This is a genomic window from Collinsella aerofaciens, from assembly GCF_015554145.1.
GTDB classification, from domain to species: Bacteria; Actinomycetota; Coriobacteriia; order Coriobacteriales; family Coriobacteriaceae; genus Collinsella; species Collinsella aerofaciens_AA.
In genome coordinates this window covers 22,688-46,389 of the sequence record NZ_JADNHZ010000017.1, presented here as the reverse complement: position 1 = coordinate 46,389, position 23,702 = coordinate 22,688, and the positions used below count along the sequence as shown (strand labels likewise).

Here is a 23,702-nt window from a genome sequence, read left to right as displayed (position 1 = left end):
TTGCCGTTTACCGAGGGGTTGTTGTGCAACAACGGGCGAGCTGCAATACTTATTTTTATCTTTGCAAACTGCACTTTAACTACACCAATGCAGGGAGGATCTTATGCAGCCCAAGCATTCTGCTATTGTCGCGGGCCTGACGCTGGCGCTTTCGTTTGGCGCCGTTTCCGCGCCGGCACCCGCCGCTGCCGAGGAGCCCACGCCGGGCGTTGCCTCGAATGCGACCGATATCGATAAGGGTCTCTATACCCAGCAGTCCTTCTCGGGCGTGCTGAGGTCGGTTCAGGGCGTTTCGTTTGTCAACGTGACTCCCGAGATGAAGTACTTCACCAAGTACGAGAGCCATGGCAACTATAACCAGGGCTTTTCGTATGGTGACGGTTACAACGCGCTGGGCTATTACCAGTTCGACCGTCGTTGGTCGCTCATTCCGTTTATGAAGCAGGTCTACAACTACAGCCCCGAAAAATACAGCATGCTCAAGGATGCGATTGATCGCGGCAGCGAGATTTCCAACACGAGCAATGCCATGTACGAGAACGGCCAGCTCACCGAGTTGGGCCATATCGCGCAGGATGCCTTCCAAGGTGCGTATAACACCGATCCTGTTGAGTTCTCAGCACTTCAAGATGCCTATGCGTACAACTCGTACTATGCGGTGACCGAGGCGTGGCTCAAGAGCGGCCTGGGTATTGATATTTCAGGCCGCGCCGATTGCGTCAAGGGCATGGTGTGGAGCATCACCAACATGTGCGGCACCGGTGGCTGCAGGGACTTTTTCCGCTGGGCGAATCTTTCCAACGATATGTCCGACCGCGAGTTTGTGACGGCGCTTTCCAATAGTGTGGTCAACAATGTCGCCACTAAGTTTTCGAGTCAGCCCCAGTATCATGAGGGCTGGAAGAATCGTTATAAGAATGAGCTGAAGGACTGCTTGGCTTATATCGCCGAGGACGAGGCAGCCGCTGCGACGCCCGTGCAGCCCGAGCCTACGCCGGCGCCCTCGCCGACACCTGATTCGAATGACGACTCGAGTGACGATGCCAACGATGACAGGATGGATGCGCCCTCGACCGATGCTGACGGTAATGGCTCTGCTGGTGGCACTACCAACGACGGCTCTACCCCGAACGGCTCCAATTTGAACGGCTCTGCTGCGGGCGATTCGCCTTCAAGCTCTGCCAGCAATACGGACAGCGACGCTTCTGGTTCGACTGGCGCTGACACCTCTAACTCATCTACCGGCTCGAGCGATTCGTCCGTTGACACCGGCTCTAACAACGGCTCCGGCTCTGACGCAGCCCCTGATTCCGATGCTTCCAAGGACGACTCGAATAAGGCGCCGGACGCTCCCGTTGCTTCGCCGGACAAGAAGCCTTCTTTCTCCGTGCAGCTTGGTTCTACGCTGGGCTCTTCGCTGATGGCTGGCGTCAATAATGGCTCGACTCAGAACAAGGACAACTCTGATCAGGCTTCCACGGAAAAGACCGAAGCCGTAAAGGGCGACTCCAAGGATAAGGCTTCCGAGAAGATCGAATCCGATAAGGGTTCTAGCTCTGAGGAGAAGGGCGACGAGTCCGAACAGAAGAAGGACGAGGGTAAGAAGTCTGAATCTGAGGGGAAGGACAAAAACAAGGACAAGACCGAGGACGGAAAGCGGCAGGGCGAGGACAACAGTAAGGGCAACACCGACAAACAGAACCAGGAGCAAAATGACTCCAAGACGGTGACCACTACAACCACCACTACAACGACTAAGACTTCGGGCGGTAATATGCCCAAGACGGGCGACCTTATCGTTATGGCGAGCCTTGCCAGCGCGAGCTTGGCCACACTGGGCGCTACGTCTATCGTAAGTGGTAAGCATAAGCTCGATCAGCAGAAGAAGGCTTCTGGGGAGGACGGCTCGGAGGAGTAGCCTCTCGGTTGCCAGATAACTAAAGGTTCGGGACGGGGTCCGGTGCGAATGCGTCGGGCCCCGTTTTGTTGTGCAACGATTAGTTGTGCCCCCTCATACCTCTTGTTGCTACCGTTGCCCGATATGTTTGCGCGGCGACATCGGTACGCGCGAGGCGGTCATTACAATTGGCATCGTGTTGCGATTTAGGGGGAACGTTTTGGTGTCTGAACAGGCAAATAATGGTTGTGCTGACGGCTTTGGCGTGCGTTTGATCGGCTGTGCCGACGATGCGGCTTTGCCCATTGGCGTGCACGACTATGCGGAGGCTCTTGGTTGCTGCATGCTGGTTGACAAGACCATGTTTATTGCCGATGTGTTGGACTGCGACGCGTCCGTTGTGGTGTGCTGTCGACCCGAGGGTTTTGGCAAGAGCATGAACTTATCGATGCTCAGGGCTTTTCTGGAGCGTCCAGCGGTCGGTCGCTCTGGTCAGCGTTTGTTTGCCGATGCTCAGATTTGGGATGCGGACGGCGGGCGCTATCGGGATGAGCATGCTTGCTATCCGGTGATATCGCTGGACTTTTCTGGCGCTGCGAGGCGTGGCCCCGCTGTTGCCAGCGTCGTGCGCGATGCCCTTTCGGGCGAGTGCGCTCGCTGGTTGGCGCTCTTGGAGGCTCCGGATTTAGCTCGAGATAAGGTGCGTCACATCGAACGCGTCGCGCGTGGCGTGGCGAGCGCGGACGAGGTTGACTCGGTGCTCGGTGTGCTCATTGAGCTGCTGGAGATGGCCTGCGATGAACAGGTTGTATTGCTCGTTGATGGGTACGATGCGGCGTGGTTGGGCCGTGCGAGCGCGAGGGACGCTTCCGACGCCGATCCGGCAGGGCTATTCGATCGCGTGCTGTTCGACGCCATTGCCACTGCGCGCGATTCGTTGCGGCTGACGTGTTTGATGGGGGAGCGTCCCAGTCCTGTCGAAGCGGCGCTTTCTTCGCGCAGTTGCTCGTATTGTCTGTCGACGCCGCTTTCGACGTGGTGTGACCGTTGGTTCGGCTTTTCGGATGCCGAGGTCGAGGCTCTTTTGAATCATGCTGGACGCGAGGAATACCTGGATGATGCGCGTGAATGGCTCGAGGGATATCGGTTTGGTAGGGCCTATTGCTCGAGTCCAGAGCGTGTGATCGGTTTTCTGGGCCGAGGCTGCACGGCGCCTGTGCGTGCCGATCTGTATGGATATGCCGATTGCCTGAGTAGGGTAGTTGCCGGGTGGAATCTCGAGCGTCTTTCGGACTTGTTCGATTTGCTCGAGGCCCATGGGTGCGCTGAGGTCCCGCTTTGTTTGGGCACTGCAGAGCCAGATGTCTCGCCTGACGATGGCATGTGGACAGCGCTATATCTGTCCGGTTTTCTCACGACGGATATGACTGAGGAGCCAGAGCATGGCGATCGCCTCCGTGCTTTGCGATTGCCCAATAACGAGCTTCGCCAGGCCTTGCGTCTAGTGATTATTGAGTGGTTTGAGTGCGCTGCAGAAGACAATCGAGACGTCGATGCGTTTCGCGACGGGCTGTGCCATGGGAACGAGGATACCGTGAGGCGGGCGCTAAGCCGCATCTTGGGAGATGCGGGAATCGGTGCGACCGACCCAGATACACCGCTGCCATATCACCTACTCTTGCAAGGACTCTGCTTTGGATTGCCGGGCTATGCCAATCCTGCTTCGAGGCGAAAGTGTGGCGCGGATCGCTGGGACATCCAGGTTTTTCCTACGGGCGCCGTGTTCGACATAGCCGATACGATCGGTATGCTCGATGAACGTCCGCTGATAACGATCAACATGATGTATGACCCCGGTGTGGATGCGCTGGGCCTGGAATTGCTGGCCGTGCAGGCGCTGCTCGACATAGAGCGCGACGGCATCGACGAAATCCGTGTGCCGCGACCCGGCGTGGGTCGCATGCGCTGGGGATTCGGGTTTGACGGGCAGCGTGTGGCAGCGGTGTGCCAGCGGCTTTAAGCGCCGGGGTGTTTCCGGCTTCCGTTACTCGGTGTCCTTCAGGGGCGGCATGGGCTTCCAGTTGGGATCCTTAACGATCTTGCGGGCGTCCTTCATGCCACGGCGCAGCGCCGGAATACCGGTCTTAAAGCACTTGTCAACGGCGGCCAGGCGAATGAATTCCTTGCAGAAGGTCGCGGCGTTGCCCAGACGGAACAGCACGGGGTGGTAGTCGCCGTAGATCTGCATGTAGCGTGCCAGATAACCGCGGTTGCGCATGATGTAGTAGCGGTTGGTGTCGCTCGTAGAGTTGAGCTGGCGCTTGCCGGCGATGTCCCAGTTAGAGACGGCGCGGGCGCGCTTGAGCACCACGTCGGCAACAACGGCGGCGGGGAAGTGCTGGCTGGCCACGTAGCCATAGCAGGCATCGTCGCCGTAGATAAAGAAGCGCGCATCGGGCAGGCCGATCTTGTCGACCACGCGGCGCGAGAACATGCCGCCCTCAAAGCACAGCTGGTTCATGGCGCGGTAGCCCTCGGGGCCCAAGTCCCACTTGGCGACAGGGTTGGGAATGCCGAGCGAAAGGATGAGTTGGTATTGCCAAAAGAAGGCGCCGCCGTCAAAGTCCAGGCGCGAACCCTGGATAACATCGTAGCGGTCGGTCCACTTGGCAAGACGCTCGATGCCTTCGGGGATGACGAGCACGTCGTCGTCCATCACCCAGAACCACTGGGCGCCCAGGTCGTAGGCGCATTTGGTGCCGGCGGAGAAGCCACCTGCACCGCCGCCGTTTTCGAGCTGCGGGGCGTAGATGACGCGGTCGGTGCCGCCCTGCGCGTCGGGCTGCTCGGTGTCGATGCCCCACAGGTTGGCCAGGCGCTCGTTAAATGCGGCGCACATGGCCTCGGTCTCGCGCGAATTCTCGTTATCGACAATCACGATGCGCCAGGGCGTTGCCGTGAGCTCGGTCATGGAGTCGAACAAGTTGGCCAGAAGTTCCTGGCGCTTGTACGTAACGACAACGATGGCGAGCTTATCGATGGGAGCGGGAAGGGTGGAAGGCATGGGGCAATATATCCTTTCACGCGCGGCGGGCGAGCGCTGCGCGGAAGCTATCGAATACGTCCTTGGGACTGTCCTATTGTAAAGGCTCGGCGCACCTTGACGGCAAGCTTTGAATAAAACGCAGGAACCTGCCACGGGTGTAGCGGCTTTGACGTCTGACGGCAGCGTGTCTATTGCCGCTTGAGCTTGCGAACGATAAGGCTTCTAGCTGCATCGATGATGAGGAGCGCCAGAGCAAAGACGATGCTAATGACGGTACCCGTGATGATACATATAGCTGCCGGGCTGTTTTGGCTGACCAGCATGTTTGCGAGCAACGTATTGAAGACGGGACGCCACAGGCTACTGGTGAGCGACTGCATCACATAGAAACCGAGCGTGGCGGTCGATAAGGTGACGATGACACCCGCAGTCCGCGGATTGCCTGAGGCACTGCGTCGGGTTGCCGAAAAGAGCAAGGAGGCGGCAGCGAGGGCAAACGAGATCAGCGAGGTCGACTTGTAGGAGAGGACTGCCATCGCCGTGAGGTTGCCGGTGAAGGAGAGTGCTCCTTCCAGGATGGTGGCGAGCGCCAAAATCGCAGCGAGCGACCGCATGCCCAAGGCGCCCGCCCTGTCCGAATCCATGACATCGGTAACGTCGCGGAGCAGACCGCCGATCAAAAACGCGATTACGTACGTGGCAGCGCTCATGAGCTTCTGGAGCCAAGAAAACTCGCCGGCGCTTGTCGTACTCATGGCGGCTATATACCCGTTAACAACAAATGCGAGGATGCCAACGGCGATGACCGTCGTCGTGTAGCTCTTCTGCGAGAGTCGACTCTTAGCCAGTCCAAACCATGGCGCCATGAAGACCGTGGCGGCATAGACCCAGATAAACTCAAGGCCTAGCGTGTACCAGTAGTGCGTGTTGAGGGTAACATCGGGAATGGGGGAGACGACCGTGGACCACGCGAGCGCCACGAGGCAATAAAACGTAGTGGGCATAACGACCTTGCCCAGGCGCTGCGTCGTCCGTTGCATTTGCGACTTTCACGTTGCTCCACCGTCCCAAGCACGCGCGGCAGAAGCGATGAGAAAATAGCCCGAGATCATAAAGAAGACCTCGTTGGCCCAGCAGCCCAGCAGGTTAATAAAACCGAGCACGCCGGAATAGGGGAAGGCGGCAAGCGGCGCGTATTCCGGCAAGCCGACACAGGTTGCCTGGAAGGTCCACTGAAAGGTGTGGAACACCGCGATACCGGCGACTGCGACCAGGCGCAAGGCCTCGATGGATATGTTGCGTGCGGCTTTGGGCTGCATGACGTCCTTTCGTATCGGTTTGCCTCTGCGAGCTCCATAGATTATATAAACGCCCGCTGGCGCGCTGACCCTTTGATACCATGAAACGACAGGTATTTCCTAAGGAGCACATTTGTCTACTAACGTCTCTGGCAGCCCTGTTCTGTCGCTGCTTATTCCCATTTACAATGTTCAGCGCTACCTGCGCGAGTGTCTCGATTCCGCCCTGGCACAGACGCTCAAGGATATTGAGATCATCTGCATTAACGACGGGTCGACCGACAACTCGCCGGTGATTATCCGCGAGTATATGGAGCGCGATGGGCGCGTCAAGATGATCGACAAGGCCAACAGCGGCTACGGCGACTCGATGAACCACGGCCTGGAGATGGCGCGTGGCAAGTACGTTGGCATCTTGGAGTCCGATGACTTTATGGCGCCCGACGCACTCGAAAAGCTTGTCTCGGCCGCCGATACCAATAATGCCGACTTTGCAAAGGCGAACTTTGATTTCTACTGGTCTAAGCCCGAGGAGCGCCGTTCGCTGCACGAGATGTTTAGACCTCAGGATTGCGGCAAGCCGGTGAACCCGAGCGATACGACGCAGTTCTTTAAGCAAAAGCCGTCGATTTGGTCGGCCGTGTACCGTCGCGATTTTCTTGAGCACAACGGTATCAAGTTCCTGCCGACTCCGGGGGCATCCTTTCAGGACACGTCATTTGCCTTTAAGGTGATCGCGTGTGCCGATAAAGCTGTTTATCTGCATGATGCCGTGTTGTCGTATCGCCAGGACAACGAGAATTCCTCGGTCAATTCTTCGGCTAAGGTCTTTTGCGTCAATACCGAGTATGCCGAGATTGAGCGTTGGATTCGAGAGGATTATGCTCGCAATCACACAAGCGATGACGTCGAGCGTATGCTCAAGTTCAATCAGCTCATTAAGTACGATTCGTACATGTGGAACTACGTGCGCCTGGCGCCTAAGTTCTATAAGGAGTTCCTGGTTCAGATGGCTAAGGAATTTCAGGCGGCCTTGGACGCGGGGGAGTTTTCGCTTGACGACCTCAAGCCGTGGAAGCGCGCGAATCTCGCTGCCATCCTCAAAGATCCTGAGGGCTGGGTTGACGAGCATCCGAGTTTTGCGACGGATGGTGCCTTGGGGCGCGCTAAGTATTACGCCTCGGTTGGAGGCCCTGGCGTGGTCGCCGCCTTCCTCATCGAATCGCTGAGGGGGTAGGTCGGCATGGGAGAGGCCTCGTGTCCTAAAGCTACCATTGTCGTCCCCGTTTACAACTCCGTGCGCTCCATTCAGCGATGCCTCGATTCGTTGTTGGCCCAGTCCGAGCGCTCGATTCAGGTTGTCTGCGTCAACGACGGTTCGACTGATGATTCGTTGAACGTGTTGCGCCAGATCGCGCAGGCCGACGATCGCGTGCTGGTGATTGACCAGGAAAACGCGGGCGTCTCGTGTGCTCGAAATGCCGGTATCGATGCCGCCGAGGGCGAGACCGTCTTTTTTGTGGACGCCGACGATTGCATCGATGCCCAGACGGTCGAGCGCGTGCTGCATGCCATGGAGTCTGCAGATGCCGAGGCCGCCGTTTTTGGCGGCGTCTGTGAACCTGCCGATGCTGCCCCCAAACGCGTCCAGCAACTCATGAGCCCCAAAGCCGGTACCTTCGGCGCCCTTGATCCCCAACTGCTGTTCCATTCGAATGCGCAGCCCTATGCCTGCCGTGCGGCTTTTTCGCGCGAGCTGCTCAATCGCGAAGGCATTCGCTTCGCCCCCGGTTTGGCTTTGGGCGAGGACGTCGTCTTCCAATTTGCGGCTTATGCGCTTGCCCGCAGGACCGTCGTCACGCCTGACAAGTTCTACCACTACGTGATGGAGAGCGAATCGGCGACGCACGAGTTCAACAGTGCCGAGGCGCGCGCCAAAAAGCTTGACGCCCACATGAAGATGCTCGAGGAGGTCTTGGAAGACTGGGCGGCCTATGGTCTTTTGGACCTGTGTCCCGGCGAGCTGATAACTTGGTTTTTGGACCTAATTGTGTTCGATCTGGCGCGCTTGGATGCCGATGACTTCCATCGCGTGGCGGCTCGCGTCAACATGGACCTCACGACGTTTTTGGGAACGGAGTGGGCGGATATGCCTGCTAAGGGTGCCGTTCGCCGTGTTGCCCACAAGCTCGTTGCGGCGACCTCGGGCGTTTCGATGGCAGACGCCACGCTGTTCTATCTTTCGACTCGCGGTCTCAAAGCCTGCCTGGAGCGCTTTCTATAATTCCAAGCGCTGCCGCCCGCCGCAACTCGGCTGCTAAAATAACCCTGTTACACGCTATTCAACGGGAGGTTCTCTTGCAGAACTCTGATACCCCTAAAGTTTCGCTGCTTGTCCCCATTTGCAATGTCGAGCGCTATCTGCGCGTGTGCCTCGATTCCGCCGTGGCGCAGACGCTCAATGACATCGAGATCATCTGCATCAACGACGGCTCCACCGATAGCTCGCCGGATATCATCCGCGAGTACATGGAGCACGACCCCCGTGTAAAGATGATCGACAAGGCCAACAGCGGCTACGGCGACTCGATGAACCGTGGCCTGGAGATGGCGCGCGGTGAGTACGTGGGCATCCTTGAGTCCGACGACTTTATGTTTGAGGACTCGCTCCAAAAACTGGTTGCCAAGGCAGATGCCGAGCACGCCGATGTGGTTAAAGGTGATTTCTATCTGTATTGGTCCACGCCCAGCGAGCGCCGTGAGCTGTTTGGGATTATCGACGAGCATATGACGGGCGCCGCGTATCGCCCCGTCGATCGCCCGGGCATCTTCTACCGCAAACCTTCCATTTGGTCGGCTATCTATCGGCGCGAGTTCCTCAACGACAATCAGATTCGGTTCCTTCCCACGCCGGGTGCCTCGTATCAGGACGCAGGCTTTAACTTTAAGGTTTGGGCTTGTGCCGAGCGTGCCGCGTTTATTGCGGACCCCGTTTTGTGCTATCGCCAGGATAACGAGAAGAGCTCCGTTAATTCGCCTAATAAGGTGTTTTGCGTGTGCGACGAATATGCCGAGATGCAACTTTTTTTGGACGAGCGTCCCGAGCTCAAGGCTCAGCTCCAGGGCATTTTAATGCGCATGAAGGTCGATTCGTACCGTTGGAATGATGAGCGTCTGGTCGACGAACTGCGTGAGCAGTTTTGGAAGAAGGCATCTCCCGAGCTCAAGGCCGATTGGGATGCCGGTCGCTTTGACCTGTCGCTCTTCGACCCGCGCGGCGAGACCGACTTGCGACTGATGGTCAAGTCGCCCCGTGCCTATATCGATTCGCGCTTTGACTTTAAGAAGCCGGGCAAGCTCAATACGTTTATGCATTACTTTAAGATTGGCGGCCTGCCGCTGGTCTGGCGCGTACTGACGTATCAGCGCACCTACGGTGACAACCCGCATCCCGATGATGTGCCGGCCGCACAGTAGGAGCGAGTGACTATGGCTACCCCCAAGATTTCCGTCGTCGTTCCCATCTATAACGTGGAGGAGTGCCTGGCATGGTGCCTGGACTCCCTGCTTGCGCAGGATATGCCCGATTGGGAAGGCGTGCTGGTCAACGATGGCTCGCCGGATGGGTCGCGCGACATTGCGGTTGCATATTGCAAAAAGGATACGCGCTTTACGCTGGTCGATAAGCCCAACGGTGGTTTGTCGAGTGCGCGTAATGCAGGCATCGCCGCGTCCACGGCGTCTATCGTTGCGTTCTTGGATTCCGATGACCGGTTTACGCCCGATGCATGCCGCGTGATCGTCGATGCCTTTGAGCGCCAGGACTGCGACGTTTTGACCTTTGGCGCGAATCCGTATCCGCTGGAGGCGGGGTATCCGTGGCTTAACTATGTGCTGAGTCCGCGCGATGTGTCGTTTGAAGGTTATAACTCTGACCTGCTGTTTAAGGAATCATCTCGCCCCTTTGCATGGCGCACCGCCTGCAAACGTGAGTTTTTGCTGGGCAACGGGATCGTGTTCGACGAAACCGTCAAGTATGGCGAGGACCAGGTCTTCGATTTTGCCGTGTACGGTCGCTCGCGCAAGACCGCACTTATCTCGAACAAGCTGTACGACTACCGTGTGGCGCGCAAGGGCTCGCTCATGGACACCATGCGCTACGACGACGAGACGCGCCTGCTGGAGCACGTGAAGATTTACTCCGCGGTGCTGGCTGACTGGCAGCGCGACGGTCTCGATGCTCAGCATGCCGATGACCTGTCGTACTTCCTGTGCGATCTGGTGCTGTACGATGCGCTCAGGTTGCTGGGTTCGGACTGCGGCAAGGTGTTTGCTGCCGTTGCCACGGCGCTTGCCGGTTCTGCCGTGGGTAGCGATGCCGCGCTCGCACAATGCGCTCCTTCTGTTGCTGCTATGGTGCGTGCGGCGCTTACCAGCAAGGCCCCCAATGCACGTGAGTGCAAAAAGCTCATGTTCGATTACGACGTCTTGAGGTTTGGGCGCCTTGGTGCCTGCAAGCGCATGGCAGCGAACGCCCTGGGAAAGCGAGAAGTGTAGATGAGTATCAAGCGTTTGGCACTTTGCCGCAGTCAGGGCCGACTGTTTGTGTTGCTTCGTTTTGCCGGTCAGGATGTCGCCGCGCTTATTGAGCGGGAGGGTTCTCAAGCGTTTGCTCATGCGGCGACGGGCGGTTCTTGTGTGCCGTCGCTGGTGCTCCCGGTTGATCATGGCCGCGTGCTTGCGTTTTGTCCTTCCGTTGCCGATTATGAGCGCGAGCTCGTTGTCTTGGTGCTTCCCTTTTTGGACGGCTCTACGATTGACGTCACATTTGCATCCGGTGGCCAAAGGCTGGGCTCCATTTGCCTCGATAGCCGCGTGGCCAAGCTGGAATCCAAGATTAACTACAAAGCAAAGCCTGCACTGTGCGCTCTTATCCGCGATGCGCAGCGTGGCGAACACTGCGGCCTCTACGAGATCGATGCCATTCGCTATTTGCCGGCAGACGCCGGCGCGGTGTGGCGCTATGAGGTTACCTGGGCGGGAGACCCCCAGTGCGCACCTGAGCTCCAGATCTTCGATACGCGTATGAACGCCATCGATGTTACCGTGCATGTGTTCGAATCGCAGGTCGATGTGCCGCAGCAGAACGGATGCCGCGTCAATAAAACGTATCTGAGCGTTGAGATGCCTCAGGATATACGGGATTTTGACGCGATTGCGAGCGATCCCACAGAGCAGATCCAGAGCGGGTTTTGCGCCATGGATGGTCGCCTGTACAACGGCATGGTCGACGACAGCTGGAACCGCATGAAGGACGCGCGTGCAGACGACGCAGCTTATCGACGTTGGTTTGAGCAGCATCGCGCAAAGTCGGGCGATTTGGCGTGCCAGCGTGTCGCTTCGGTGGCCTTTGCCTATAGGCCGCTCGTGAGCATTGTGGTGCCGTGCTACAAAACCGATCGGCTCTACCTGCGCGAGCTGCTGGACTCGGTGCTAGCCCAGAGCTATGACAACTGGGAATTGCTGCTGATGGATGCCTCGCCCGAATGGGACGCGGTGTCTAATCTTGCGGCCGACGCCAATGACGAGCGCGTTCGCCGCATCGAGTTGTCCGGCAACGGCGGCATTGTGGTCAACACCAACGCTGGTATTGAACAAGCGACGGGCGACTACATCGCGTTCTTGGACCATGACGACATTCTGGAACCGGACGCGTTATTCCACTATGTTGCCGCGCTGAACAAGGCTGCCGAGGGCGAGCGTCCCCAGGTCCTGTTCTGCGACGAGGACATGTTCCAGAAAACGGGGGAGTGGGGCCAGCCGGTCTTTAAGACGCGGCTCAACGTCGACCTGCTCTATAGCCATAACTGCGTTACGCATTTCCTGATGGTGGAGAAGGCGCTCATCGATCACATTGGCATGTCGCCAGAAGACGTCGCGGGCGCCCAGGATTACGACCTTACGCTTCGCTGCCTTGCGGCGGGCGCGCGGTTTGAGCATGTTGCGCACGTGCTGTATCACTGGCGCGTGCACCCGGGTTCGACCGCAGATGGCTCTGCCGATAGCAAGCCGTATGCCATCGAGGCCGGTCGCCTTGCGCTGCAGCGCCACTTTGACGCCCTGGGCGTTCGCGGCGAGGTCGAGGAGACCGAGACGCCGTTCGTCTACCGCATGCGTTATGCACTGCCGGAACCTGCGCCGCTCGTGAGCATTGTGATTCCTACCAAGGACCACGTTGAGACGCTTGACGCCTGCGTGATGTCGATTGCCGAGAAGGCAACGTATGTTAACTACGAGATTGTCCTAGTGGAGAACAACAGCGAAGATCCGGAGACGTTTGCGTATTACGAGGCCCTGCCGGAGCGCGTGGCTGCAGCGTCTGACGATAAGGGCGCTGCGCGCGTTGTGTACTGGCCGGGAGAGTTCAACTACTCCAAGATTATCAACTTTGGCGTTGAGCATGCCAAGGGTGATTACCTTCTGTTGCTGAACAATGATACTGAGGTCATAAGCCCCGACTTTATCGAAGAGATGATGGGCTATCTGCAGCGTCCCGATGCGGGCGTGGTGGGCGCCAAACTCTACTTTGCCGACCATCTGGTGCAACACGCTGGCATATTGGTTGGTGTGCGTGGCGCACTTGCCCATGCCAACCAGGATTTCTCGGCAAAGCGCGAGGGCTATCTTGCCCGCGCCGTACGTCCGGGTAACTTTAGCGCCGTAACAGGTGCCTGTCAGATGGTGCGACGCGACGTATTTGAGCAGGTCGGCGGCTACAACGAGGAATTTGCCGTCGGTTTTAACGACGCTGACTTTTGCCTGCGCGTGCGGGAAGCTGGCTACCGCACCATCTTTACGCCCTATGCCGAGCTGTACCACTACGAGTTCACCTCGCGCGGCAGGGAAGAGGCCAACGAGGAAAAGCTGCGACGTTGGAAACGCGAACAGGCACTGTTCATGCAGCGCTGGCCGGAGTTCTTCTTGACGGGTGATCCGTGGCTGGGGCCGAACCTATCTGCCGTGAGTGAGTATTTCTCGCTTTAGACAATGGTTTAACTGCTGTCGAGAGCCGCTAAGGCCACTAAGGGCTATGCCTATTTGGTGCAACTGGTCGGTTACTCCATTTGGCAGCGCGCCAACTTGCATCTGCTGTATGGAAGAACGTCGATTCTGGTGTTCGGGCGAAGGCGCTACGCGATGAAATTCTCCACCAGCGCAACCATTGAGTCCTTTTCGCTTGGGTCGGAGAGGGCGACCATGAGCGTCATCGCCGCCAGCGCGTTGCCCTCCACGCGGAGTCTCTCTCTCCGTCTCGGAGAACTCCGTTTTTATCGAGGAAGTGAATGAAGAGCGCCGCCGCAGAGCGCTTGTTGCCATCCAAGAATGGATGGTCCTTCACTACGAGGTAGAGAAGGTTGGCGGCCTTTGCTTGAACGGAGGGATATAAGTCTTGGTCGCCAAAGCCCTGATAGAGGGTGCTGATGATTCCGGCAAACTGGTTGTCCCGCTCTCGTCCGAACAGGGTGGATGACGAATAGAACGGTAGGCTGCGGACGACTTCGAGGGCTTCGGTATAACCGAGCATCCAGTTGGACTCGTTGCCCTGGGGCGCCTGAAGCCTCCCCGTATCGTATTCATCGAGCAGGGTAAGGCTCGGAAGGTACCTCTGCAGCACCTCGGCCGCGCCGGAGAGCTCCGGCGTGCTTGATCGCTCGAGGACTTTGAAGACCGTTCCAAGCGCCTCGAGCCTTTTTTGGTTGATGGAGTAGCCCTGCAGGAGGTGCTGCTTTAGTACGCCATTTGCCCACCGGCGGAAGTATACGCCCTGCTGAGACTTCACGCGGTAGCCAACCGAGATGACCATGTCGAGGTTGTAGTGCTCGACCTGTCGTTTGACCGTCCTCGTGCCCTCGTTTTGAACTAGTGCAAAAAATGCACTAGTTGGAATGTCGCAAAGCTCTTCTTTGGATGCTGATTTTAGATGCTTGCGAATCGTTGTGACGTCGCGTCCAAACAATGCCGCCATCTGCTGTTGGGTCAGCCAGACCGTGTCGCCGTCGACGCGCACGTCCAAGTGGACGGTGCGGTCGGGGTCCTCGTACAAGGCGAGCTGCTGGCTTGCGGTGGAATTGTCCATGATGTATGCCCCTTCGGTTTAGTCGACATGCCATGACCAGCACGCCGGAGGCCGAGTGGTTTCAACATGCCGGTATTACGTAGCTTCAACCGGCATCCCGCCGGTCAGTCGGCGTCGCGTGCGCCGGCTAAGCCAGGGTCGGGGCAGCGGGGATCCGCGGCGCCGGCGCTTCGTACCATTGGGGGCCTCCGAAGCGACTTTTACCCTGTCTTGTTCTGGTAAATATAGTGTAACATAAAACACGAACATGCGTACGTATTTTTGTATTACATTTAGTTGGATGCGGAGCGCGTCGTCCTCTGCCTTACTTTCCGAAGCCCGCGGCAATCCAGGCCGCGGTTCGACGAGTCAGGGGGTGGTCATATGGACAGGATCATCCTTCTCCTACTGCCCTTGTCCTTCCCGGTCATCCTGAGCAAGTGGCGGGCTCTAGGCCCGTAATATGACGGCAGCCGCGGCTGACGAGATGGCCGTTTCGCCGCGCGGAGCCAACACTCTGGAAATAAAAGTCACAGCCGCGTTTCTACATCCATTTTGTCGTGCCGATGATTCCGGGTCACAGCTCCGCTCCTTTATGAAGTGGTTGCCTTTGTCGAGAATGCCACATCGTGCAGCACGCGGTCGACATGCATACTAAGTGGTGAAGTTCGCAAACAGAGTGCAACCCCATGCAGCTAAACCGTCTGTGTGTTACAATGATAAACAGATAATCTGTCTAAACATGTAACGGAGCGGGCAATGCAGCTACTTAAGCTTTCCTTAGACCACCTGAATCTGTTCGAAGGCGGAACACTGTCCCTCGATTTCTACTGTGAGGATAGGGTCCCTGCGGACGATCAGTCTGCGCACGCCGTAAGAAAGCCCTTATATACGAACAAACTTCTTGCTATTGCTGGTATTAACGCAACCGGAAAGTCTACTCTGCTAAACCTTATTGAACTGACTTGCCGCGCAATGAAAGGGGAATCTGTCAACGGAGGGGGCCTTCCCTCGAGCATGCCGTCACTTTTCCATGGCACTTCGACACTGCGCTGTGCGTTTGTTCATGAGGACAAGTTCTTTTATTTGAAGACGGAGCTGGTGCCTCAGAAAACGGAAGTGCGGGGGAATGCCCTGCGCATCGGAGAAGAGCTGATCGGGTCCATGCCGTTGTCAAAGCTTGCTAAGGGGGCAATGCGTGATTGGGACGAGATAGAGAGTCGGGTTTCGCTGCTGGCATCGCGCGATCGTTTACCTGAGTCCTGGTACCTTCTTCTTTCTGACGATAGGTCGATTTGCGCGCCGGTTCTTGCACAAGAGTGCGGCAGGCGGGGTGACGTCCTCGTTCTCCGTGACGGCGAGCTTCCTGATTTTGAAAACGGTGGAGAAAAGACCGACCGCGTTCTTCGCGTTTTCGATCCGAAGATCGAGCACCTGGAAGTGAAGGATGGTGGTCGGTCATTTGTCCTGCATTTCGAAGGGAATCAAGATCCCATGTATCTAAGTCTCGATGGCCTTAAAGAGGTGCTGTCATCGGGAACCCTGAAGGGCCTTGCTCTTATTCAGCGCGCCCTTGTTGTTTTGGAGAGAGGTGGATATTTCCTTGTTGACGAGGTTGAGAACCACCTCAATAGCCAGCTGGTAAACGTCGTTCTCGATTTGTTCGCCTCCGACTCGACGAACCCCCGGGGCGCCGTCATGGTGTTCACGACCCATTATTCTCAGTTGCTTGATCACGTGAGACGTAAGGACAACGTGTATTTTCTTGCTCGTGCCACCTCGGGGCTGGCTGAGGCGGTCAAGTACTCTGACCGTGTTAAGAGGATCGAAAACAAGAAAAGCGAAGTGTTCAACTCGAACTTTGTTCGAGGAACGGCCCCGCGGTACTTCGATGTGAAGAGGCTCAAGGAGCTTGTGGCGGAGGCGGTCCTGCATGAGTAGCTTTGCCGACGAAATCAAGGGTCGTCTTCTTATCGTGTCGTGTGAGGGAACGGCGGAAGAGGTGGCCATCAGGCTGTTGCTTGACGCGAGGAGGCTTCTCTTCGGCGGGGACGATATCGTGGCGATCACGCGAAAGCGCAGCGCGAAATCGATACAGGAAGAGTACCTGAATTACGAATACGATAGAGATGTGTGCATCGTGAGGGTGCATGACTCTAAGAAGGAGAACTTTAAGCTCGGAAGATTGTATGCCGGACGTTTTACCGTTATCGATATTTACACGCGGCCAGAGATTGAGGCGCTCGTTATTGCCCGGGAAGGCGAATGGGAGAAATGGCGGCGAAGCAAGAAGAAGCCGAGCGATTATTGCATTCAGAATCTAGGGTTTGCTCATCTAAAAGAACGCGAGTTTCTGGAGGCCTACTGGGATGTCGCATCGCTTGAGAGGGCGGCTAAGGACTATAAGCGCCTTCGGGTTGTAAAGGGGAATGAGTACTGCATTGCCGACATGCTTGCTGGTTAGCGTAGGGTGATGGCACGGCCGGCCTCCTTGCCACCGAGGCCGCCCCCGCAACCAATAACCCGCTTCTGGCCGACCAGTACGCCCTCACGCAGGCGAACATTGCGTACGCGTGGCAGACCGCCAAGACCGAGGGCACCGTCATCGTCGCTGTTCTGGATACCGGTGCCCGCCTCACCCACGAGGAACTGGTGGCCAGCTTGCTCACCGACTCCGCGTGGGGCACCTACAACAACAAAGCCCTCAAGACGAACGCCGTCAACAGCGGCGACCCCATGGGACATGGCGCACACGTGTGCGGCATCGTGGCAGCCATCGCCAACAACGGCTTGGGCGTGGCCGGTACCAGCAGAAACGCTAAGGTCCAGCCCATCGGTGTTCAACGACGACACGCGCAAGCGGTGACGTTCCTCCCTTGTGCTAAAATGAACAAAGAGAAACGGTGAAATGCCGTGGGAGGGGCCGATCAGTCGGCTCCTCCCTTTTTAATATAAATTGAACATTGTCAAACGGCAAAATGGCCCTGCCCCGCGGAGCTACCGCGGACGGCAGGGCCCGTCTATCTTCACCCGGTGGCGGCGCCGTTGAGGGCGTGTCTGCTCGACGCACGTTCGGCACTCTAATATCCGCGGGTCGGAACCGCATCTCGTTGCTACGGCTGGGGGCCTCCGGCGACTTCGCAGTCTGTGATCGGGCCTGGCGGCTGCCCGTCGCCCATAAAAAGCACTGGAGTGGCCTCACAACGGCCTCGAGCGCGGCGCGCCCCGGGGTCAGACTCCTATCTGCGGAGTGAGGTCACGAGGCCATCCTCGCTATCGCCCACACCCAGCAGGCCATCTCCCACGCCGTCGCGCAGTTCGCCACGCAGGGCCTCTTGCCCGCCGCGGACATCGCCTCGCGCCTCTCCTACAGGCGACGTGACCTGTGTCAAGTTTTTGGGCACGAAAGTTTCGGGGATCACGCAGCCATTGGCATATGCGACGAGCACGGCATCGAACACTCGATGTCGAGGAGGGGTGCTCACCTGACAATTCAAGGACGGAGGGCTTCTTCGGCAGGCTGAAGGCTGAGTTCTTCTACGGAAGGGGCTGGAACGATGTTAGCATGGGGGAGTTCATGGAGATGCTGGACGCCTAGCTGGTCTGGTACCGCGACGGGCGCCGCAAGAGCGATCTGGGCTACATGAGCCCGATACAGTACCGAAGAAACCTAGGTTTTGTAGCGTAGGAACACGGTCCAGGATTTCCACTGCACCCCCCATCTTCGTGTACGAGGTGTATCGCGAGCTGCATGGCGGGGAGTAGTCGAAGTATGGGTTTCGGTGATGTACGGTGCGTGCAGGATTTGGAGGACTAGGCATGCCAAAGCGCTCCCTCTCTGTGAGGAGGCTCACATTCCAGAAGAAATACGACCGCTCGGGGAACCCCGAACAATTCTCGCCAGCAGACCTAGATGGCAAGAACCTTCTTGACCTCTTTGATGCCTGGAGGAAGGAGCCCAACGCCATACCGCTGATGGAGCCCGGATCCGACGACTGCGTGGTCGTGAAGAAGGTCTCTCGACCAGACAAATACTCGCTATTCATCGATACGAACTCCGGCAAGCGCGGAGAAGAAGGCGACCTCTATAGGCCAGATAGCTCGCGACCAGCCCAACACATCAACGAGGAGGATGCCGCGACGGGACATACCCGAGTCCTTCTCTACGTGCCAGAGCGAGGACGAAACGCACTTCTCTTTTCCGAGCACTGTCTGCGTGGAACAGCCGGTAAAAGACTGCTCGACCTCTTTAGCCGCTGGCTCGCAAAGCAGTGCCCCTCCATCAAGCTCAAAAGTGAATGTGTATGCGAGGGAACCGATTGGCTTGAGCATATCAAAGCCGTCAAGAGCATTGAGGTTCGCGCACATCGCCTCCCGAAGAAGGCGTATGACGCCCTCGGCACGACAGTAGGTTCTTTCAATCTGGAATTCAAGCCAGATACAAGGCGCAGCTTTCCAATTCAGAAGTGCTTACAGCTTCGTGAAGCCAAGGATGAGGCCAATATCCTCGATACCGTGTTTGGCATCCCCGAACTTGATGGCGAGGGCGAGAGCAAGCTGTTGGCCACCGTTGTTGGAAACGATGACCGAACCAAGAAGATCGACTTCGATAAAGAGGTGCTGCCCCACTTCCTGCGCACGCTCAGCGAGAATGGAGACCCCGAGATCAGCGACGATGAGTTCATACAGCGCTGCTTTTTCCACGCTGACGAGATACTCAAGCGCATCGGTGAGTAGCCTATGAATATGTTTGGGCGGTATCTCGAAACGATCTGTTACAGAAGGTCAGACGGTAAGCAACGAGTTGACTTTGGACGGGCATTTGTTCAGCTTGGCGCTCCTTTGATCGTGGCATTTATCTTGGCTCTTATTGGTGTGGAAGTAGACGAGGGTTCCAACGCGATTTCGTTCATCTCCATTATCGCGGCCCTGATGTGCACGGTCGCCGCTCTTCTGTTCGAGGCAAGAACGTCCATCATGAGGCGGGACAAGACAACCGTCGAAAATGATGAACGCTCTGCGGACGAGTTGTTCTACCTTTGCATATGGCTGATTTTCGTTGGCATAGTCGGAACGATTGCGTTTTTGCTCCCAGACTTTAAATACCCGTTCAGTTTTCCCTGGTGGGTACATAGGGCATACAGCTTTGTATGCTTTGCCATCATCTTGCACTTCTTCATTGTTGTGGCAGTCTTTGCGACGAGGTTTATTCGCATTTACGAACGCGTCGTTGAACACAAGGAATAACGCACTAAACCGCATTTGGGCACCGGTTTGTGACCGGCTTGGAGGGTGAGCAGGATGGCGCGGTTGAGATTCACTTCGCCGAGATCGACCTCGAACTGGTGCGCGCCGGGTACACCCGCGCCGTCGAACTGCTGGCTGCCGAGGACCGAGACGCGGCCAATCTGCTTGAGAAGGCGGCGCCCCTTCGAGCTCACGTACCTGGGCTTCCCCCGCGAGCGCCGCAAATGGATACGCACCGACAACGTCCAGGAGCGCGCCGGCGCCGAGATTGAGCGGCGCACCAAGGCGGTGTCGGTCTTCCCGTCCGCCGAGTAGCCGGTCAGGCTCGTCCGGGCCGTGTGATCGACCAGAACGGCGCGTGGCCGCACGCGCGGAACTTCATGGATGCCCGTGGCCTGCGGAAGGGCTACGAGTCGCCCGGGTTGGCGGCGGCGGGGGAAGGGGCCGTCGAGCGCGTCCTGACGCTCGCGGAGGCGGCCTTCATGGACAAGCCCGGTAAGGTCGCGTAGGATATCAGCCGACGACGGCCCTGGAGGGGCTTACACCACTTTTCGTGACGCAACTTGCCCTCCAGGTGTAATTGGCTAAATTGTTAGTATGTAGGACACGTTAGCGACTCTTAAAAGTTACGCGGCTGATGGGGGAGAGTTTGGGACGATCAAAAGGGCGCAATTCAAAGGTTGAGCTTCTGCGCATCATCTCGATGTGGTTCATAGTGGCTCATCATTTCGTGATTCATAATGCTGAGCCTATTTCCGTTTTCCCCGGGACCGTTGCACGCATGGTGCTGCATGGCGTGTTGTACCCTTCGGGGCGTATTGCCGTTGCCGTGTTTTTTATCATTACGGTGTGGTACCTGGCCGACGCGCAACTGACACTTAAGGGTCAGCTACGAAGGGCTTGGACCCTGCTGGGGCAAATGCTTTTTTACAGTGTGCCACTCGTCCTGTACTTCGGCGTGTTTAAGGCGGGGGATGGTCTGCAAGCTGAAGAGCTGATGACTGCCGTCTTTGCTCCGCTCGCCTCGCTGTGGTGGTTTCCTACGGTGTATATTCTGCTGATTCTTGTGGCGCCCTATCTGTTTGACGGGCTGCGTGCCTTGACGAGACGGCGGCTGGGCGAGCTCTGTATACTGCTGGTCATTACTTATGGGGTCTTGCCCGTTGTGCCGTATTCGACAATTGGCGGCTTTGTTTCCTCCCTGACGGGTCAGACGGTCGTGATCGCGTGCGTGACGTGCTGGTTTAAGTGGCATTATCGCGGTGGGGCGGGTGCGAGGGTTTTGGTGCTGCCCGCTCTTTCGTACGTTGCTGTGTACGTTTGCTACTTTGTGGCTCAAAAGGACGTGCTCCTTTTGAGCGCTTTCGCTTCCGGCGTGTACGGATCGGTGGTGACTAATCCTGCAAGCCTCTTGTCTCTTGCGATCGCACTTCCGGTGTGCTTGTTTGTCTTTAACGCTCAACCTGCGCATTGGCCTGTTGTCAATTACTTGGCCACGTTGTCGTTTGGCGTGTACCTTGCCACGGACAGCGCGTACATGCAGGAGCTGCTGTGGAAGAACTTGCTTGTGTTCTCCCACTGCCACCCAGCGTGGGGGCTGCTGTCCGTAATGCTTGTGGTGACCGGCGTATATGTTGCCGCGTCCTGCGTCGAGGCGATTCGACAGGTTCTGTATCGGGCGTTTTTCAAGCATCCGGGTAGGGTGTTTGATGTTTTGTGGGACAAGATTATAGGGGTTTCATTGCTAAGGTAGGCCATTGTTGGGACAAGTCCTAAGCGGTGTGTTAATTCGAAATCGCGATTCTCCTACGCTGCCTTCCTCAGCTTGGTTCCGATAATGGGGCAAGGGTGAAATTGGGTTAACAGTAGGTCAAGTAATTCAGTTAGAATTTTTCGAGCTCTATTTTGTTTTGGTTATAGTTTACTTTTTAGATTTACGTTAATTTGTTGGGAGTGCATATATGAATAAGGTTCGTTGCGCTGTTGCTAATTTGGTTACCGCTGTTCTGGTTTCCTCTTCATTTCTTGCTCCCGTTTCGTCGGCCTATGCACTTGAGTTTTCCTCGCTCTCTAACAATGAAGCCGAGACCTCTAGCTCCTCTTCATTTTCGGATTTCGTTTCCGAGGATACTGAGAAGACCGCCGAAGCCGACTCTTGTAATTCGGAAGTCGAATCGGCCGCTCAGTCGGCTCAATCTTCCGATTCCTCTTCTATCGATGCCTCTTTCCAATACTTGTACATTGCGCAGCCCTCTCTTTCTTTGGGTGCTATGCAAGAGGCGGCGTTCGCAACTGCATCTGACTCTGATGTTTTAACCTCTGCGTCCCTATCATTTGTCAGCAATTCTGGCGAAGAGCACTCCGTTGAAGCTTCGGCTTTCTCTGGGAATGCTGCGGGCTTTACATTCGGACAAGATTTGTTGGTAGCGCGGTATTTTTTAACCGGTATTACGTATCAGGTGAAGGATTCGAACGCAATCTATTCAGTGGACCTCTCGTCTGAGGATTACAGCTTTGACGTAGTCAATTCGTCTTCTTCATCTGATTACGTTGACAATTCCGATGATATGTCGGTCTACTATGCCGATGAGAACGGCAATCCTGTCGAGGCTTTCTCTATTGAAGAGGCGCTTTCCGGTTCTGAAAATGATGGCGGCATTGCGGCTTATAGCGTCGATTCCCGTTCAGCTCGTAAAAACGTTCGTGTGATTGCACTTGATGCCGGTCACGGTGGATCCGATCCTGGCGCTCAGGGCAATGGGAAGAGTGAAGCCGACCTAACTTGGAAGATTGTTAGCGCGTGTAAGACCAAGCTTGAGAATTACGGATTTAAGGTGATTCTCGCTCGTGAGCAGTCGGGCAGTTACGGAAGCAACGACTTCCTTTACCGCGTTCAGCGTTGCGTCAATCAGGGCGCCCAGGCCTATATCAGTTTCCATATCAATTCAGGTTCGTCCGCAGCTCATGGTGCCGAGGTATATTCGCCTACCGTGAACGGGGCTGACTATACCCAGGTTTCATACGAACTGGCCCAGAAGGTTCAGAACAATCTTGTAGCTCTCGGACTTACAAACCGTGGTGTCTTTCAGATGCAGGTGGGCGATGAATTTGCTGTTATTCGTTGTGCTCGTGAAGCTGGAATCCCCGGTATTTTGATTGAACACGGATTTATCTCCAATTGGGGCGATGCGAACAAGTACTTTAGTGATGCCGGGTGTAAACGTCTTGGAGAAGCTGATGCGGATGCCATCATCGCGCAGTTCCCCAAATCTTCTTGGCTTGATTATTCGTCTGTTTTCGATGCCGACTACTATCTCAATAAGTATCCAGATGTTAACGAATGGGCAAACGGAAGCAAAGATAAGGCCCTGGATCACTTCATCAACTACGGCATGTCGGAGGGCCGCCGCGGCTCCGAGGCGTTCGACGTGCAGAGCTACTACAATGAGTACCCCGATCTCCGCGCCGCCTTTGGCACCGACCTCGCCAGCTACTACTCGCACTACCTTATGTGCGGCAAGAAGGAGGGGCGCCACGCTACCGGCTGCTCGAAGCTCAAGGGCCTCGTAACCAGGGCGGGCGGCGTGGACTACGCTCCCGTCTACGACCCCGAGTACTACCTCTCCCGCAACGGCGACGTAGAGAAGGCCTTCACCAAGTCGACCTACGGCGGCGTGACTATGGTCGACGACTCGGCCGTCCTGCGGCACTTCATCAACTACGGCATGTCGGAGGGCCGCCGCGGCTCCGAGGCGTTCGACGTGCAGAGCTACTACAATGAGTACCCCGATCTCCGCGCCGCCTTTGGCACCGACCTCGCCAGCTACTACTCGCACTACCTTATGTGCGGCAAGAAGGAGGGGCGCCACGCTACCGGCTGCTCGAAGCTCAAGGGCCTCGTAACCAGGGCGGGCGGCGTGGACTACGCTCCCGTCTACGACCCCGAGTACTACCTCTCCCGCAACGGCGACGTAGAGAAGGCCTTCACCAAGTCGACCTACGGCGGCGTGACTATGGTCGACGACTCGGCCGTCCTGCGGCACTTCATCAACTACGGCATGTCGGAGGGCCGCCGCGGCTCCGAGGCGTTCGACGTTT

Annotated in this window: 22 protein-coding genes; 16 read left to right on the top strand and 6 right to left on the bottom strand. The window is 56.9% G+C overall.

Features of this window, described 5'->3' with window-relative positions; all coding sequences use genetic code 11:
- Nucleotides 1-103: 103 nt before the first annotated feature.
- On the top strand, nt 104-1,918 hold the full coding sequence (locus I2E13_RS07700; protein WP_195404726.1) for a VgrG-related protein: 1,815 nt from the start codon (nt 104-106) through the stop codon (nt 1,916-1,918).
- Between the two features lie 202 nt (nt 1,919-2,120).
- Nucleotides 2,121-3,917 (top strand): AAA family ATPase, encoded by a 1,797-nt coding sequence (locus I2E13_RS07695; protein ID WP_195404725.1) that lies wholly within the window; start codon nt 2,121-2,123, stop codon nt 3,915-3,917.
- A gap of 24 nt (nt 3,918-3,941) precedes the next feature.
- Here the strand turns inward: I2E13_RS07695 and I2E13_RS07690 are convergent, their stop codons facing one another.
- The 3 genes from I2E13_RS07690 to I2E13_RS07680 form a co-directional block, all read right to left on the bottom strand.
- Nucleotides 3,942-4,961, bottom strand: coding sequence for a glycosyltransferase (locus I2E13_RS07690; protein WP_195404724.1), 1,020 nt, complete (start codon nt 4,959-4,961; stop codon nt 3,942-3,944).
- A 170-nt stretch (nt 4,962-5,131) separates the two neighbouring features.
- Nucleotides 5,132-5,983, bottom strand: coding sequence for an acyltransferase family protein (locus I2E13_RS07685; protein WP_195404723.1), 852 nt, complete (start codon nt 5,981-5,983; stop codon nt 5,132-5,134).
- A gap of 9 nt (nt 5,984-5,992) precedes the next feature.
- On the bottom strand, nt 5,993-6,262 hold the full coding sequence (locus tag I2E13_RS07680; protein ID WP_195404722.1) for an acyltransferase family protein: 270 nt from the start codon (nt 6,260-6,262) through the stop codon (nt 5,993-5,995).
- A gap of 112 nt (nt 6,263-6,374) precedes the next feature.
- On the opposite strand from I2E13_RS07680, the gene I2E13_RS07675 reads away from it, so the two are divergent.
- The 5 genes from I2E13_RS07675 to I2E13_RS07655 all read left to right on the top strand — a co-directional run bounded on the left by I2E13_RS07675 (nt 6,375) and on the right by I2E13_RS07655 (nt 13,285).
- Nucleotides 6,375-7,478 (top strand): glycosyltransferase family 2 protein, encoded by a 1,104-nt coding sequence (locus I2E13_RS07675; RefSeq protein WP_117640953.1) that lies wholly within the window; start codon nt 6,375-6,377, stop codon nt 7,476-7,478.
- Between the two features lie 6 nt (nt 7,479-7,484).
- The gene (locus I2E13_RS07670) at nt 7,485-8,525 is read left to right on the top strand and encodes a glycosyltransferase family 2 protein (protein ID WP_195404721.1); all 1,041 of its coding nucleotides are present in this window, start codon (nt 7,485-7,487) and stop codon (nt 8,523-8,525) included.
- 74 nt (nt 8,526-8,599) lie between these two features.
- The gene (locus I2E13_RS07665; protein WP_195404720.1) at nt 8,600-9,718 is read left to right on the top strand and encodes a glycosyltransferase family 2 protein; all 1,119 of its coding nucleotides are present in this window, start codon (nt 8,600-8,602) and stop codon (nt 9,716-9,718) included.
- Nucleotides 9,719-9,730: 12 nt separating this feature from the next.
- Nucleotides 9,731-10,798, top strand: a complete 1,068-nt coding sequence (locus I2E13_RS07660) for a glycosyltransferase family 2 protein (RefSeq protein WP_195404719.1) — start codon at nt 9,731-9,733, stop codon at nt 10,796-10,798.
- Nucleotides 10,799-13,285 carry a glycosyltransferase family 2 protein gene (locus tag I2E13_RS07655; protein ID WP_195404718.1) on the top strand — a complete coding sequence of 829 codons (2,487 nt, stop codon included), beginning with the start codon at nt 10,799-10,801 and terminating at the stop codon, nt 13,283-13,285. It begins immediately after the preceding gene.
- A 220-nt stretch (nt 13,286-13,505) separates the two neighbouring features.
- On the opposite strand, the gene rhuM is transcribed toward I2E13_RS07655, so the two are convergent.
- Nucleotides 13,506-14,378 carry a virulence protein RhuM/Fic/DOC family protein gene (gene rhuM, locus I2E13_RS07650; protein ID WP_195404717.1) on the bottom strand — a complete coding sequence of 291 codons (873 nt, stop codon included), beginning with the start codon at nt 14,376-14,378 and terminating at the stop codon, nt 13,506-13,508.
- A gap of 738 nt (nt 14,379-15,116) precedes the next feature.
- Here rhuM and I2E13_RS07645 point away from each other — a divergent pair.
- On the top strand, nt 15,117-16,298 hold the full coding sequence (locus I2E13_RS07645; protein ID WP_195404716.1) for an AAA family ATPase: 1,182 nt from the start codon (nt 15,117-15,119) through the stop codon (nt 16,296-16,298).
- Nucleotides 16,291-16,821, top strand: coding sequence for a hypothetical protein (locus tag I2E13_RS07640; RefSeq protein WP_195404715.1), 531 nt, complete (start codon nt 16,291-16,293; stop codon nt 16,819-16,821). Before I2E13_RS07645 ends, I2E13_RS07640 begins: the two co-directional genes overlap by 8 nt.
- Here the strand turns inward: I2E13_RS07640 and I2E13_RS11300 are convergent.
- On the bottom strand, nt 16,818-17,000 hold the full coding sequence (locus I2E13_RS11300; RefSeq protein ID WP_411161262.1) for a hypothetical protein: 183 nt from the start codon (nt 16,998-17,000) through the stop codon (nt 16,818-16,820). The genes I2E13_RS07640 and I2E13_RS11300 overlap by 4 nt on opposite strands.
- Nucleotides 17,001-17,009: 9 nt before the next feature.
- Here I2E13_RS11300 and I2E13_RS11295 point away from each other — a divergent pair, with 9 nt between their 5' ends.
- The gene (locus I2E13_RS11295) at nt 17,010-17,264 is read left to right on the top strand and encodes a S8 family serine peptidase (protein WP_411161261.1); all 255 of its coding nucleotides are present in this window, start codon (nt 17,010-17,012) and stop codon (nt 17,262-17,264) included.
- A 332-nt stretch (nt 17,265-17,596) separates the two neighbouring features.
- Here I2E13_RS11295 and I2E13_RS07630 read toward each other — a convergent pair whose 3' ends face one another.
- A complete protein-coding gene (locus I2E13_RS07630) occupies nt 17,597-17,842 on the bottom strand; it encodes a hypothetical protein (protein ID WP_195404714.1) in 246 nt (81 codons plus the stop codon).
- A 334-nt stretch (nt 17,843-18,176) separates the two neighbouring features.
- Here I2E13_RS07630 and I2E13_RS07625 point away from each other — a divergent pair, with 334 nt between their 5' ends.
- From I2E13_RS07625 to I2E13_RS07600, 6 genes are all read left to right on the top strand, one after another.
- A complete protein-coding gene (locus I2E13_RS07625) occupies nt 18,177-19,094 on the top strand; it encodes a hypothetical protein (RefSeq protein WP_195404713.1) in 918 nt (305 codons plus the stop codon).
- Nucleotides 19,095-19,097: 3 nt separating this feature from the next.
- Nucleotides 19,098-19,604 carry a hypothetical protein gene (locus I2E13_RS07620; RefSeq protein WP_195404712.1) on the top strand — a complete coding sequence of 169 codons (507 nt, stop codon included), beginning with the start codon at nt 19,098-19,100 and terminating at the stop codon, nt 19,602-19,604.
- Nucleotides 19,605-19,769: 165 nt separating this feature from the next.
- Entirely contained in the window at nt 19,770-19,919 is a 150-nt protein-coding gene (locus I2E13_RS07615) for a transposase (RefSeq protein ID WP_195404711.1), read from the top strand.
- Nucleotides 19,920-19,942: 23 nt separating this feature from the next.
- Nucleotides 19,943-20,113 (top strand): hypothetical protein, encoded by a 171-nt coding sequence (locus I2E13_RS07610; RefSeq protein WP_195404710.1) that lies wholly within the window; start codon nt 19,943-19,945, stop codon nt 20,111-20,113.
- Nucleotides 20,114-20,253: 140 nt separating this feature from the next.
- On the top strand, nt 20,254-21,357 hold the full coding sequence (locus tag I2E13_RS07605) for an acyltransferase family protein (protein ID WP_195404709.1): 1,104 nt from the start codon (nt 20,254-20,256) through the stop codon (nt 21,355-21,357).
- A 208-nt stretch (nt 21,358-21,565) separates the two neighbouring features.
- Nucleotides 21,566-23,702: N-acetylmuramoyl-L-alanine amidase (locus I2E13_RS07600; RefSeq protein WP_195404708.1), on the top strand; the 2,137-nt coding region annotated here is incomplete at its 3' end.

Coding starts and splice junctions, on each gene's coding strand:
- I2E13_RS07700 (WP_195404726.1), top strand. CDS start 104: ATGCAGCCCAAGCATTCTGCTATTGTCGCGGGCCTGACGCTGGCGCTT.
- I2E13_RS07690 (WP_195404724.1), bottom strand. CDS start 4,961: ATGCCTTCCACCCTTCCCGCTCCCATCGATAAGCTCGCCATCGTTGTC.
- I2E13_RS07685 (WP_195404723.1), bottom strand. CDS start 5,983: ATGCAACGGACGACGCAGCGCCTGGGCAAGGTCGTTATGCCCACTACG.
- I2E13_RS07680 (WP_195404722.1), bottom strand. CDS start 6,262: ATGCAGCCCAAAGCCGCACGCAACATATCCATCGAGGCCTTGCGCCTG.
- I2E13_RS07670 (WP_195404721.1), top strand. CDS start 7,485: ATGGGAGAGGCCTCGTGTCCTAAAGCTACCATTGTCGTCCCCGTTTAC.
- I2E13_RS07660 (WP_195404719.1), top strand. CDS start 9,731: ATGGCTACCCCCAAGATTTCCGTCGTCGTTCCCATCTATAACGTGGAG.
- I2E13_RS07655 (WP_195404718.1), top strand. CDS start 10,799: ATGAGTATCAAGCGTTTGGCACTTTGCCGCAGTCAGGGCCGACTGTTT.
- rhuM (WP_195404717.1), bottom strand. CDS start 14,378: ATGGACAATTCCACCGCAAGCCAGCAGCTCGCCTTGTACGAGGACCCC.
- I2E13_RS07645 (WP_195404716.1), top strand. CDS start 15,117: ATGCAGCTACTTAAGCTTTCCTTAGACCACCTGAATCTGTTCGAAGGC.
- I2E13_RS07640 (WP_195404715.1), top strand. CDS start 16,291: ATGAGTAGCTTTGCCGACGAAATCAAGGGTCGTCTTCTTATCGTGTCG.
- I2E13_RS07625 (WP_195404713.1), top strand. CDS start 18,177: ATGCCAAAGCGCTCCCTCTCTGTGAGGAGGCTCACATTCCAGAAGAAA.
- I2E13_RS07620 (WP_195404712.1), top strand. CDS start 19,098: ATGAATATGTTTGGGCGGTATCTCGAAACGATCTGTTACAGAAGGTCA.